This is a genomic window from Streptomyces albus subsp. albus (assembly GCF_000725885.1).
Taxonomy (GTDB): Bacteria; Actinomycetota; Actinomycetes; order Streptomycetales; family Streptomycetaceae; genus Streptomyces; species Streptomyces albus.
This window is the reverse complement of sequence record NZ_JODR01000030.1, coordinates 16,974-30,058: the sequence shown is the minus strand read 5'-3', so window position 1 is coordinate 30,058 and position 13,085 is coordinate 16,974. Positions and strand designations below refer to the sequence as shown.

Genomic DNA, 13,085 nt, shown 5'->3' with positions numbered 1-13,085 from the left:
GTGCCGTGCCGCCCGCCGGGGCCGAGCCCGCGGCGGACGGCACCCGCACGCTCGCTCAGACGTTGACGCCGAAGTCGGCCGCGATCCCGGCCAGTCCGGAGGCGTAACCCTGGCCGACGGCGCGGAACTTCCACTCCGCGCCGTGCCGGTACAGCTCCCCGAAGACCATGGCGGTCTCCGTGGCGGCGTCCTCCGTCAGGTCGTACCGCGCGATCTCCTGGCCGTCCGCCTCGTTGACCACCCGGATGAAGGCGTTGCGGACCTGGCCGAAGTTCTGGCCCCGCGCCTCCGCGTCGTGGATGGACACCGGGAAGACGATCTTGGCCGCCTCGGCCGGGACCGCCGCCAGGTTCACCTTGATGACCTCATCGTCGCCCTCGCCCTCACCGGTGAGGTTGTCGCCGGTGTGCTGGACGGAGCCGTCCGGGCTGGTGAGGTTGTTGTAGAAGACGAAGTGCTGGTCGGTGAGGACCTTGCCGCCCTCGTCGCACATCAGGGCCGAGGCGTCGAGGTCGTAGTCGGCGCCGGTGGTGGTCCGCACGTCCCAGCCCAGGCCGACCAGGACGGCGCTCAGCCCCGGTGCCTCCTTGCTGAGCGAGACGTTGCCGCCCTTGGACAGGGAAACTCCCACGTTGTTCTCCTTGGTGCTCTCGTCGGACCGGTGTCCGGGCCTGGGTGCCCGGACGGGGAACCAAGGAAAATCTACAGCACTGTAGAAGTTGCTGGAGGCGGGTCCCGGCACCCTCTCCCGGCCTCCCGCCACGGCGGCCCGACCCAGCACGGGCGGACCCCGTCACCGCGCCAACGGGCCGCCGGACAAAGGGAGAACCAGGCTCGCGGCGACACCCAGCACCACCGAGGCGCCCGCCGCCGCGCAGGCCACCACCGCCGCCGGCCCCACCACCGCGCGGGCGGCGGCACACGGTTCGGTTCCCGAGCAGGCGGCCCGCACCCAGCGCAGGTAGTAGAAGAGGGACGCCACGGTGTTCACGGCGGCGAGCACGGCCAGCCACCCGGCGCCACCGTCCACAGCGGTGGTGAACACCTCCAGCTTGCCCAGGAAGACCGCGGTCGGCGGCGTCCCCACCAGGCCGAGCAGACACACGACGAGCCACAGCACGAGCCATGGCCGGGCCCGCCACAGCCCCCGGTACTCCGCCAGCAGCCGGGCACGGGGCAGGGCGCAGACGACGGCGAAGGCCCCGAGGTTGGTCAGCGCGTAGGCGGCCAGGTAGTACAGCAGCGCCGACTGCGCCTGGCCGCCCCGGCCGGAGGCGGCCAACGGCAGCAGCAGATAGCCGACCTGGCTGACGGTGGAGTACGCCAGCAGCCGCAGCACGTCCGTCTGGAAGAACGCGGCCAGATTCCCCAGCGTCATCGACGCGGCGGCCACCACGGCCATCAGCGTGTGCCAGGGCCCGTCGGCCCCGGCGAGCGGCACGGCCGTCAGCCGCCACAGCGCGGCCAGCGCCCCCACCTTGGGCACGGTCGTCAGCAGTGCCGCCACCGGCGGGGCACTGCCCTGCACGGCGTCCGGCACCCAGAAGTGCGCCGGCACACCGCCCGCCTTGAACAGCACACCGGCCGACAACGCCACCACACCCGCCGCCACCAGGGCCGAGGGCGCGTCCGGCAGCGCGGCGGCGAGCCTCGGATAGGAGCTGGCACCGCCCGCCGCGTACAGCAGGGTGATCCCCGCGAGCATGACGACGCCCAGCAGCGCCCCCGTCACATAGAACTTGAGCGCCGCCTCGGTGCCCCGCTCGTCCTTGCGGAACCCGGCCAGCGTGTAGGAGGGGACGCTGGTGAGCAGATACGCCGCCGCCAGCAGCAGCAGATCCTGGGCGCCGGCCAGCATCAGCGCCCCCAGTGCGGTGAGCTGGATCAGGACGTACAGCTCGCTCTCCCGGGGGTGCGAGCGGAACGGTACGAAGCTCAGCAGCAGGACGAGCAGCGTGCCGGACAGCACGACGACGCGCGCGGTGCAGGTGACGGGATCCACGGCGAAGGCCCCGCCGAACACCGTGCGCGGACCGTCCCCCGCGACGGCCGCCGCCACGATGCCCGCTCCGCACGCGGCCGTCGCCCCCGCGCCGACCAGCCACTGCCGGTGCCGGGGCAGCCACGCGCCCGCCAGCAGCCCCAGCACCGCCGAGGCCGCCAGGAACACCTCCGGCAGCAGCCCCGCCGGGTTCTCGTCCATCGCCGTCATCAGCGTCACCGCACCGTCAGCCGCCCCGCTCATCGGCCGACGAGCCCCAGCAGCGTTCGGGAGAACGGCTCGATCGCGTCCAGCACCACCCGTGGGAAGAGGCCGAGCGCTACGGCGAGCACCAGGAGCGGGACGACGGCGGCGATCTCGTGGCGGCGCACGTCGGGGAACGGCCGGCCGGTGCCGGGCGCCACAGGCAGCCGCAGCGGCCCCAGGAACACCCGCCGCAGCGCGCCCAGCAGCAGCGCCGCCGTCAGCAGCAGGCCGAGAACGGCCAGTACGGTCGCCAGCGGGCGCGGCCCCAGGCTGCCGGCCAGCACCTGGAACTCGGCGACGAACCCGGACAGGCCCGGCAGTCCCAGCGAACCGAAGACGGCCACCCCGGTCAGCGCCGCGAACACCGGAGCGCGGGCGGCGAGGCCGGAGTAGGCGGTCATGTCGTAGGTGCGGCCCCGCTCGTACAGCACGCCCGCGAGCAGGAACAGGGCGCCGGTCAGCAGCCCGTGACTGACCATCTGGAAGACCGCACCGCTGACCGCGAGGCGGGCGGCGCCGTCGGCCGTCCCCGCGGAGCCGGCCGCCGCACCGAGCGCCAGCAGCACGTACCCCATGTGGTTGACGGAGGTGTAGGCGATCATCCGTTTGAAGTCGCGCTGGGCCAGCGCGACGAGTGCCCCGTACAGCACGGAGACCACACCGACGACCACGAACACCAGCGCGAACTCCCGCCACCGGTCCGGCAGCAGCGGCATCGCGATCCGCAGGAACCCGTACGTGCCCATCTTCAGCAGCACCCCTGCCAGGATCGCGGAGCCCACGGCCGGTGCCTCGGTGTGGGCCGGCGGCAGCCAGGTGTGGAACGGCACCGTCGGCGTCTTGATCGCCAGACCGGCGCCGACGGCGAGCAGCACCAGTGCACCGTAGAGGGGACGGCCCGCCGTCACCTCACCGCGCGCCAGGGCCACCATGTCGAACGTGTGCGGTTCCGCGGCCAGGTACAGGCCGATGAAACCCAGCAGCAGCGCCAGCGATCCGGTGAAGGTGTAGAGGAAGAACTTCACGGCCGCGCGCGGCGCACCCGGACGGTGGCCCCAGCCTGCGATCACGAAGTACATCGCCACCAGGGACAGGTCGAAGAAGACGAAGAAGAGGATCAGGTCGAGGGCCGCGAACAGGCCCAGGCACGTGGTCTCCAGGAAGAGGAACAGCGCCGCCAGCAGCCGCACCCGGCGCGTCATGCGCAGCGCGTGGACGGCGCAGGCCCAGAACAGGACGGCGGTGAGGGCGAGCAGCGGCAGCGACAGCCCGTCCACCCCGACGTGGTAGCCGATCCCGGCGCTGGGGATCCACACCGCACGGGTCTCGTGCGTCATGCCCCCGCCGCTGCCGTGGCCCGCCCACACCGCGAGCACCAGCGCCACCTCGACGGACGAGACGGCCACCCACACGGCGCGGACCAGCAGCGGCGGCGTCGTCCGGGGCAGGCACAGCAGGATGCCCGCCGCCACGGCGGGCAGGAAGACGAGCGCCGTGAGCACGCGCGGTCACCTCACGAGGACGAGGACGAGGGCCAGGACGGTGAACGCCGCCACGGCCTGGGCCAGGTACTGGTGCAGCAGGCCGCTTTGCGGACGCCGCGCGAGACGGCCCAGCCGGCGCCCCGCCGCGCCGACTTCCTCCACCGCGGCGTCCACCGCTGCCTCGACGCGGCGGTCCGTGAAGGCGGCGCAGCGCACCGCGCCGGCGGCCAGCGCGTGCACGCACCGGTCGAGCACCCGGTCGTCGAACGCGGCCAGTGCGGCAGCCAGCCGGCGCACCGGCCGCACCACACAGACCCGGGCCGCCCGCTCCAGACGCAGCCAGTCCCGGGCCGCCGCGACCACCGCCGGCGGCAGTACCGTCCGCCGCCCGCCCAGGACCCACGCCGCGCACCCGGCCACCACGGCGAGACCGGCGGACAGCAGCAACTCGCCCGCACCGGGCGCCGGTCCGCTGCCGCCGCCCACCGCACGGCCGAGGGCGGCACGCGGCCCGGGCAGCGCGAGGACGGCCAGCCCCGGCACCGCCGCCGCCGGCACCGCCAAGGAGACGGCGACCGGAACGCGGCGCGGTGACGCGGCCCGGCGCACGGCAGAGCCCGCCGCTTCCCTCTCCACCGGCTGCCACACGTACCACAGCGCCTTGACGCTGTAGCAGGCCGAGACCACGGCCGCCGCCAGCCCCACCGCGTACAGCCACGGGTCGTGGGCCAGCGCACCGGCCAGCACCAGATCCTTGGCCGCCCACAGCGACAGCGGCGGCACCCCCGCCAGCCCCAGCGCCGCAACGGTGAACGCGGCTCCCACCGCGCGGTGCCGCCGGGCCGCACCGCGCAGGCGCGTCAGCGACTTGGTGCCGAGCCGCGCCAGCCACCAGCCGCTGACCAGGAACGCCAGACTCTTGGCCGCCGCGTGCGCCATCAGTTGCAGCGTCCCGCCGGTCGTCGCCGCCACCCCGGCGGCCAGCACCATGAACCCCGTCTGCGCACAGGTCGAGGCGGCCAGCAACTGCTTGAGGTCGCGCTGTGCCAGCGCCACCAGGCCGAGAGCCAGCGCGGTGACGGCGCCCGCCCAGGCGACGGCCGCGCCGCCCCAGCCGGAGGCGGCCGTCAGCGGGGACAGCCGCAGCAGCAGATAGGCGCCGGCGGCCACCATCGTCGCCGAGTGCAGCAGCGCGGAGACGGCGCTGGGACCCTGCATGGCGCGGGAGAGCCAGAAAGCGAACGGCAGTTGGGCCGATTTGCCGAGCGCGGCGGTCACCACGCCTGCGGTGACCACGTGCAGCCACGGCCCCGCGGCCTCCGGGAGCCGGTCCAGGCGCAGGGAGCCCACCCCGCCGGCCAGCGCCGCCCCCGCGGCCACGTACAGCCCCAGGTCGGCGGCGCGGGTGGTCACGAACGCGACCTGTGCCGCCTCCGTACGCGCCGGCTCCCGCCACCGGTGGCCGATCAGCGCCCACGAGGCGGCGCCCATCACCTCCCAGCCCAGCAGCAGCGTGGTCAGCGTCGTCGCGGTGACGGTCACCAGCATGGCGGCGGCGAACAGCAGCATCAGCCCGTGGAACCTGGCGCGGGCCCCGCCCTCGCGGCCGGCCGCGGCGAACAGCAGGACGGTGACGGTGGCGCCCGCAACCGTCACCGCCAGCGGGCCCGACATCCCCGCGGCCGACAGGCCCAACGGCAGGCCCTCAAGGAACGGTGCCGAGACGGCCGCGGCCTCGCGGGCGGCGGCCACCGCCAGAGCGAGTGTGCCCAGCGCGGCGGCCACCGCCGTGCCGGGTGCCACCCGGTCGGCACGGCGGCCGGCGAGCGCCAGCACGCCGCCGGTGGCCGCCGGCACCCCGGCCAGTGCCCACACCAGTGCGCCCGCCTGCCCGCTCACTCCCGCAGCTCCGCCGCCATGTCCGTCATATCGGCCTCGCGGGTGCGGAACAGCGCGGTGACGACGGCGAAGCCGACGGCCATCTCCACCGCCATCACGGTCACGGCCAGCACGATCAGCACCTGCCCGTCGGCGGTGGGGGACAGATGGCGCCAGACCCCGGCCGCGCCCAGGATCACCCCGCCGAGCATGAGTTCCAGCCCCATCATCAGCATCACGACCGACTGCTGCGTCAGCGCGCCGAACAGGCCGACGCAGAACAGCGCCGCGGCCACCAGCAGTGTCGTCTCCAAGGTCACCGTCCGACACCTCCGCGCGCGGGATCGTCCGCCCGGGGCGCCCGCAGAGCGTCCCCGAAGCGGTCGTAGCGGCCCCGGCGGGTGGCCAGCACGACGGTGGCGACGATGGTGGCGAACAGGGCGAGGCCCAGCGTCATCATCGTCAGCATGTGCGGGCCCATCAGCGACTCGCCCAGCGCCCGGGTCGCATCGTCGCCCGGTCGGCCCCGCCGGTGCGGCCAGGGCGCGAGCACGATCCCGGCGGCCAGCAGCACGAACAGCCCCCCGCACACCACGGCGGCGCCCTTGGTGTTGTGCAGCATGGACATCGGCATCAGCCCAGCCGGGTTCATCATGTACATCACCATGAACACGGCCATCAGGGCCATTTCGACCGTCATCATCAGCACGATGACGACGCCCAGGTAGTCCAGGCCCAGCCGGACCACCAGGCCGCCCACGCACAGCAGGGACAGCAGCAGCGCGTAGGTGGCGCGGGCCATCGAGTCGAAACGGAAGACCATGACCCCGGCCGCCACGGCCACGGCCGACAGCACCCAGAACACCACGTCGCCGAACACGAGCGGAACCTCCCCATTCCCCTACCGGCGGCCGAGCACCACGACCGCGACCACGAGGGCCTGAAGCAGCGTCAGCGGCACCAGCACCAGCCACGCGACCTCCATGTACCGGTCCATGCGCACGGTCGGCACCAGATGCCGCAGGCCCAGCAGCGCGGCCAGCACCGCCGCCGTCTTGACGACCGTCCACAGCCAGGCGGGCAGCAACGGGCCGTGCCCGCCGCCCAGGAACAGCGGAACGGCGAACGCCGCACCGGCCGCCAGCAGCAGCCACCGTCCCGCCAGCAGCACAAGCCGGTCCGGGCCGCTCCACTCGGCCGCCGCCCCGCCCGCCACGTCCCGCCCCAGCGGATGGGCGAACGGCCCCCAGAACGCCAGCGCCGCCGCACTCAGCAGATGGACCGCGAACGCCACCGGCATCCAGACCACGAACCACAGCCCGCGCTGCGCCGCCACCACCGCGCCCACCCGCAGCGACTCCGCGCCCAGCGCCGCCGTCGTCAGCGCCAGCATGTGCGGCAGCTCGTACGCCAGTCCCTGGGCGAGGAACCGGTAGCCGCCCACCAGCGAGAACGCCGAGTTCGGCCCCCACCCCGCCAGCCAGACCGCGGCCCAGGCCAGCGCCTCCATCGCGTTGAACCACACGACGCCCACCGCGGGATCCGTCACGGGCCGCAGGCCCCACGGCACCACCGCAGCCGCCAGCACCGCCGCCACCGGCACCAGGCCGATGCCGATCCGGCCCAGCCACCGGTCGGCGGCCCGCGTCCGCCGCGGCTGCTGGACCAGCAGCCGCACCGCCTCCCGCCACGGGTCGGCCGCCCGGCGCCAGGCGCCCGCACCACCGTGCGCGGCCGAGAGCACCGCATCGGCGCCCGCGGCGACACCGGCCAGAACGACGAGGGCGAGGGGCAGCACCACAACCGCCCACAGCGGTGCCGTCTCAGCCATGCGGCGCCTCTTCGCCCAGCAGCTCGTCCGGATCCGGGTCGAGACTGGCCACGATCAGCCGGGCCGCCGCCAGTTCCGCACCGGCCAGCAGCGGTGGCAGCGCGTCGAGCAGCGCCCGGGACGGTGGACGCGGCCCGTCCAGCCGTCCGCGCGGCCCCACCGGCCGACGGTCCGCCAACAGTGCCGTACTGTCCACGCCCGCCGCTGACCGTTCGGCCTCGGTCGGCCAGCGGAGCAGACGGTCGTAGGCGTCCCCGGCGGCGGCCAGTGCCGGACCGTCCACCCCCAGTTCCCGTGCCCGCGCCGCCGGCAGCGGACCGAGGCCCCGCACCAGTCCGCGCAACGTACGGGACCGTTCGACGCGCCGCCGAAGCGCTTGCACCCCCGGCAGCAGCACTCCGGCCGGGGCACCCCGCAGTGCGGCGTCACGCAACCGCCGCGCCCGGTCGGCCGGGCCGGGCCAGCCGGCGACGCCCAGCATCCGCCCCAGGCTGTCGAGGTGCGCCGCGCACCGCCGCCGGTGCGCGGCGCCCTCCGACACCGACTCGCCGTGCGCGGCCCGCAGCCACGGCTCGTCCCAGTACGGCAGGGCATCCCCGGACGGGGGGAGGGCACCGGGCCCGGACAGGGGACGCACCCGCGCCTCCTGGACGACATCCCCCTGGAGGGCGACGTCCACGACCAGCCCGGCCGGCCAGTCCGGCAGCGCGGGACCCAGCGGCAGGTGCAGGACGTCGAGGCGCAGCCCGTCCCGGTCGTCCCCCCGCTCCGCCATCGGCAGCCCCGCCACCAGCTCCGTGTCCTGACCGCCCGCGCCCTTGCGCGCCTGCCGGCCGGGGCCGCCGGGTGCGGACCCGGACCGCCACCCCGGTCCCGCGGCCAGTGCCTCGGCCAGCGAGTCCAGCGCGGGACCGGCCTCGTCCTCGCCTGCCGCGGTGGCCCGCGCCTTGGGGTGGGGGAGCAGGTCCCACAGCCGGCCGGGGAGCGAGTCCGGGAGGGTGCCGCCGGCCTGGTGGCCCGGTCCCGCGGCGACCAGCAGGGCGTTGGCGGCGGCGGGGCTTTCGGCCCAGCCCCACGCGGGGCCCCGGCGCCGGACCCCGGCCTCCACGGCCAGCCGCACGGCCGTCGCGCCGGGAGCGGTGACGAGCAGCACCGCCACCCGCGTGGCGGCGATCCGGCGCAACGCTGTTCTCAGGCCCACCGCAGTGCCCCTTCCCGCCAGGCGTAGACCACGGCGGTGAGCAGGACGGCGAGGAAGAGGAACATCTCGACGACCGCGGGGACGCCCATCGTGCGCACGACCCGGACCCACGGGTACATGAAGAGCATCTCCATGTCGAACGCCAGGAAGATCATCGTCACCGGGTACCAGCGCACGTGGAACCGGGAGAAGGCGTGTTCGCGGGGCGGCAGACCCCCGCTGAACGCTCCCGCGTCGGGCAGCGCGCGGCCCGTCCGCAGCCAGGCCCCCAACCCGTGGAGCGCCGCGACGCCGCCGCTCACGACGCCGAGCAGCACCAGCACGGGCTCCCAGACGGACATCGGGGACATCATGGCTGACGCTTTCTCACCGGACGGCCTCCGACACGGGTACGGCTTCCCGCCGCACGTGTCACCGCGGGCACCCGGACGAAACCCGTGCGACGGACCGTCCGCGGGGTACCGCACCCGCAGCCGGTGTCACACGGTGCCGCCGGTCGCGAGCAGGGGCTGTCAGCTCCCGTCGGTGGCACAGCAGTTCGCCGAGCCGGGGCAGGCCGACCCGTGGCCCACGCCGCGCCACTCGCCCCGCCGCCGCGCCGCCCGTCCGGGCCGGGGCGCCTGGTGCCTCATGCCGCTTCCGCGCCTCTTGTGAGGCCGCGGGGACGGGGGCTAGCGTGGTCCGCGCCGCGATAGAAAGCGCTTACTGCCCGCCGTCCGCCGAGCGGAAGGGGAAAGGGAGCAACGTGAGTGTCAGGACCGTACGGATCGCCATGAACGGCGTGACCGGACGCATGGGATACCGGCAGCACCTCGTCCGCTCCCTCCTCGCCCTCCGCGAGCAAGGCGGCCTCGACCTGGGTGACGGCACGTCACTGATGCCCGAGCCGGTGCTGGTCGGCCGGCGCGAACACGCCCTCGAAGCGCTCGCCCGGCGGCACGGCCTCAGCGAGTGGACGACCGACCTCGACGCGGTGCTGGCCGACCCCACCGTAGAGATCTACTTCGACGCGCAGGTCACCTCGGCCCGTGAGGAGGCGCTGCGCCGCGCCATCGCCGCGGGCAAGCACGTCTACACCGAGAAGCCCACCGCCACCGGACTGGAGGGCGCCCTCGAACTGGCGCGGCTCGCGCAGCGGGCCGGCGTCCGGCACGGCGTCGTGCAGGACAAGCTGTTCCTGCCGGGGCTGCTGAAACTCAAACGCCTCGTCGACGGCGGATTCTTCGGCCGCATCCTCTCCGTGCGCGGCGAGTTCGGCTATTGGGTCTTCGAGGGGGACTGGCAGGAGGCGCAGCGTCCTTCCTGGAACTACCGTGCCGAGGACGGCGGCGGCATCGTCATGGACATGTTTCCGCACTGGGAGTACGTGCTGCACAATCTCTTCGGCCGCGTCACCTCCGTGCAGGCCCACGTCGCCACCCACATCCCGCGCCGCTGGGACGAGAACGGCGAACCCTATGCGGCCACCGCCGACGACGCCGCGTACGGCATCTTCGAACTGGAGGGCGGCATCGTCGCCCAGATCAACTCCTCGTGGGCGGTCCGCGTGCACCGTGACGAACTGGTCGAGTTCCAGGTGGACGGAACGGAGGGCTCCGCGGTGGCCGGGTTGCGCCGCTGCCGCGCCCAGCACCGTTCCGCCACCCCCAAACCCGTGTGGAACCCCGACCTGCCCGCCACCGAGACCTTCCGCGACCACTGGCAGGAGGTACCCGACAACGGCGAGTTCGACAACGGATTCAAGGCCCAGTGGGAGCTCTTCCTGCGTCATGTCGCCCTCGGCACCCCCTACACCTGGGACCTGCTGGCCGGCGCCCGGGGTGTCCAGCTCGCCGAACTGGGCCTGCGCTCCTTCGCCGAGGGCCGCCGGCTGACCGTCCCGGAGCCGGTGCTGTGAGCGCCACGGCAACCGTACGGCTGCCCGGCGCCGACGGCGGCCTGCGCACCTACCGCCCCCGCGCCGAACCCGACCCCGCCGTGCGCGCGCAGGGCCGCCACGCCCCGCCCGCGTCCCGCACCGTCCTCGCCGCCGCCCATGTGGTGGCCGACCCGTTCGCGGACACCCATCCCGGCGGTCCCGCCGCCGTCGACTGGGACGCCACCCTCGCCTTCCGCCGCCATCTGTGGGCGCACGGTCTCGGTGTCGCCGAAGCCATGGACACCGCACAGCGCGGCATGGGGCTGGACTGGCCCGTCGCCGCCGAACTGATCACCCGCTCGGCCGCCGAAGCACGGGCCGCCGGCGGCCGGATCGTCTGCGGTGCCAGCACCGACCAGCTCTCCGGACCCGCCGGGCTCGACGCCGTCCGCGCCGCATACGAGACGCAGCTGGAGACGATCGAGGAGGCCGGGGCCCAGGCCGTCCTGATGGCGTCCCGGGCGCTGGCCGCCGCCGCCCGCGGCCCCGAGGACTACGCGCGCCTCTACGACGACCTGCTGCGGCAGGCCCGGCGCCCCGTCGTCCTGCACTGGCTGGGCCCCATGTTCGACCCGGCGCTGGAGGGCTACTGGGGCAGCCGCGACCTGGACGCCGCCACCGACACCTTCCTCGGGATCATCGCCCGCCGCCCCGGCAAGGTGGACGGTGTGAAGGTCTCCCTCCTCGACGCCGACCGCGAGGTGCGGCTCCGCCGGCGCCTGCCGGACGGTGTGCGCTGCTACACGGGCGACGATTTCCACTACCCGGAACTGATCGAGGGCGACCGGCTGGGCCACAGCGACGCACTGCTCGGCGTCTTCGACCCCCTCGCCCCGCTGGCCGCCGCAGCGGCACGCATGCTCGACAGCGGGGAGACGGCCGGCTTCCGCGCCGCACTCGACCCCACCGTCCCCCTCGCCCGGCACCTGTTCGGGCCCCCGACCCGCTACTACAAGACCGGGGTCGTCCTCCTCGCCTGGCTGGCCGGGCACCAGGACCACTTCACGATGGTCGGCGGCCTCCAGTCCGCCCGCTCCCTGCCCCATCTGGCGCGGGCCTACGAACTGGCCGACGGCCTCGGCCTCTTCCCCGACCCGGAGCTGGCCGGGGCCCGCATCCGGCAGCTCCTCACCGTCCACGGAGTGCCCCAGTGACGACGCCGCAGCCGGACCTGGCCCGTTTCTCCATCAACCACGAGACCGTCAGACAGCTCTCGCTGCCCGGCCTCGCCGAGGCCTGTGCCCGGGTCGGCGTCACCCAGGTCGGCCTGTGGCGCGAACCCGTGCAGCAGTACGGCCTGGCGGCGGCGGCCCGGCTGGTGCGCGACGCCGGACTGACCGTCACCTCGCTGTGCCGCGGCGGCTTCCTGACCGCCCCCGATCCTGCCGCACGGCGCCGCGCCCTGGACGACAACCGTGCCGCCCTGGACGAGGCCGCCGCACTCGGCACGAGCACCCTCGTCCTCGTCTCGGGAGGGCTGCCCGCCGGCAGCCGTGACCTGGCCGGCGCCCGGGAGAGGGTCGCGGACGCGCTCGCCGCGCTCTGCGACGACGCCCGCGACCGCGGGGTGCGCCTGGCGATCGAACCGCTGCACCCGATGTTCGCCTCCGACCGGTGCGTCGTCTCCACCCTCGACCAGGCCCTCGACCTGGCCGAGCGGTTTCCCGCCGGACAGGTCGGCGTCGTCGTGGACACCTACCACCTGTGGTGGGACGACCGGGCGCCCGAGCAGATCGCCCGCGCGGGCCGCGGTGACCGTATCGCCGCCTTCCAGCTCGCGGACTGGGTCACCCCGCTGCCCGAGGGCGCCCTGCTGGGGCGGGGGCAGCTCGGTGACGGGTGCGTCGATCTGCGGGGGTTCCGCCGCCTGGTCGACGCGGCCGGCTACCGGGGCCCCGTCGAGGTGGAGCTGTTCAACTCCCGGCTGTGGGAGCGGGACGGCACGGAAGTCCTCGCGGAGACGGCCGAACGCTACCGGCAGCACGCCCTGGAACCGGCCGCGCCCGAGGGTCTGTCGTCGATGTGATCCTGGTTGGCGGATCACGGTCGGTTGATACGTCAGGCGACCGGCGACCCGGTCCTCGTGCGCGCGGGCCACACGATCCCCAAAGGGGTGTCCGACAGGGCGGAGGCCCTGTACTGCCGCAATGCTGTTCTTTCCCTCACTCGTGGGTGGTGAGGCACTGCCGCGGGTGACGGCAGAGGCTGTTGTCACCACCCGCACAAGAAAGCAGCACGGCCGTCAGTTCCCGGCCGCGCAAAAAAATCATGGAGCCAGGTCGAAACATTCTCGCTTCCTCTCGCATCCAACTCCGTGGAAGGCCCCGCACCGGCCCGGTGCCGCATTTGTTCCTGCTCACAAGGACCGACCCGATGCCCTGCGAAAGACCGCGCAGTCCAGTGCCCGCCCCCAGTGGGGCAGCGAGCTCCGGCCGCGTTGCGGATCTTCGGGTGGGGGACCCGGCGCCGTCTGCGATGGCCTGATCCGTCGAAACAGAACCCATGGGGGGATTTTCTTGATCGAC

At 74.3% G+C, this 13,085-nt stretch carries 12 protein-coding genes; 3 read left to right on the top strand and 9 right to left on the bottom strand.

Translation table 11 applies throughout. The features are described 5' to 3' along the window. Positions 1-55 precede the first annotated feature (55 nt). The 9 genes from IO40_RS0128420 to IO40_RS0128380 all read right to left on the bottom strand — a co-directional run bounded on the left by IO40_RS0128420 (position 56) and on the right by IO40_RS0128380 (position 8,995). On the bottom strand, positions 56-631 hold the full coding sequence (locus IO40_RS0128420) for a TerD family protein (protein WP_016467229.1): 576 nt from the start codon (positions 629-631) through the stop codon (positions 56-58). 162 nt (positions 632-793) lie between these two features. Then, positions 794-2,212, bottom strand: a complete 1,419-nt coding sequence (locus IO40_RS0128415; protein WP_031176386.1) for an NADH-quinone oxidoreductase subunit N — start codon at positions 2,210-2,212, stop codon at positions 794-796. Positions 2,213-2,241: 29 nt separating this feature from the next. Then, a complete protein-coding gene (locus IO40_RS0128410) occupies positions 2,242-3,750 on the bottom strand; it encodes a complex I subunit 4 family protein (protein ID WP_016467227.1) in 1,509 nt (502 codons plus the stop codon). Positions 3,751-3,756: 6 nt separating this feature from the next. Further along, the gene (locus IO40_RS0128405; protein ID WP_016467226.1) at positions 3,757-5,631 is read right to left on the bottom strand and encodes a proton-conducting transporter transmembrane domain-containing protein; all 1,875 of its coding nucleotides are present in this window, start codon (positions 5,629-5,631) and stop codon (positions 3,757-3,759) included. Then, complete coding sequence (gene nuoK, locus IO40_RS0128400; protein WP_016467225.1) at positions 5,628-5,930, bottom strand: NADH-quinone oxidoreductase subunit NuoK; 303 nt, start codon at positions 5,928-5,930, stop codon at positions 5,628-5,630. The genes IO40_RS0128405 and nuoK overlap by 4 nt, the downstream gene beginning before the upstream one ends. Beyond that, positions 5,927-6,433, bottom strand: coding sequence for an NADH-quinone oxidoreductase subunit J (locus tag IO40_RS0128395; RefSeq protein WP_041968484.1), 507 nt, complete (start codon positions 6,431-6,433; stop codon positions 5,927-5,929). The genes nuoK and IO40_RS0128395 overlap by 4 nt, the downstream gene beginning before the upstream one ends. A 78-nt stretch (positions 6,434-6,511) precedes the next feature. After that, positions 6,512-7,441 carry an NADH-quinone oxidoreductase subunit H gene (locus IO40_RS0128390; protein WP_030408933.1) on the bottom strand — a complete coding sequence of 310 codons (930 nt, stop codon included), beginning with the start codon at positions 7,439-7,441 and terminating at the stop codon, positions 6,512-6,514. Then, entirely contained in the window at positions 7,434-8,642 is a 1,209-nt protein-coding gene (locus tag IO40_RS0128385; protein WP_031176385.1) for a hypothetical protein, read from the bottom strand. The genes IO40_RS0128390 and IO40_RS0128385 overlap by 8 nt, the downstream gene beginning before the upstream one ends. Beyond that, the gene (locus tag IO40_RS0128380; protein ID WP_031176384.1) at positions 8,633-8,995 is read right to left on the bottom strand and encodes an NADH-quinone oxidoreductase subunit A; all 363 of its coding nucleotides are present in this window, start codon (positions 8,993-8,995) and stop codon (positions 8,633-8,635) included. The genes IO40_RS0128385 and IO40_RS0128380 overlap by 10 nt, the downstream gene beginning before the upstream one ends. Positions 8,996-9,387: 392 nt before the next feature. Between IO40_RS0128380 and IO40_RS0128375 the strand changes: the two genes are divergently transcribed. From IO40_RS0128375 to IO40_RS0128365, 3 genes are read left to right on the top strand one after another with little or no spacing between them, the layout of a single operon-like run. Continuing rightward, positions 9,388-10,539, top strand: coding sequence for a Gfo/Idh/MocA family protein (locus tag IO40_RS0128375; protein WP_031176383.1), 1,152 nt, complete (start codon positions 9,388-9,390; stop codon positions 10,537-10,539). Next, positions 10,536-11,714 (top strand): dihydrodipicolinate synthase family protein, encoded by a 1,179-nt coding sequence (locus IO40_RS0128370; protein WP_031176382.1) that lies wholly within the window; start codon positions 10,536-10,538, stop codon positions 11,712-11,714. The genes IO40_RS0128375 and IO40_RS0128370 overlap by 4 nt, the downstream gene beginning before the upstream one ends. Next, complete coding sequence (locus IO40_RS0128365) at positions 11,711-12,586, top strand: sugar phosphate isomerase/epimerase family protein (RefSeq protein ID WP_016467218.1); 876 nt, start codon at positions 11,711-11,713, stop codon at positions 12,584-12,586. The genes IO40_RS0128370 and IO40_RS0128365 overlap by 4 nt, the downstream gene beginning before the upstream one ends. The last annotated feature ends 499 nt before the right edge of the window (positions 12,587-13,085 follow it).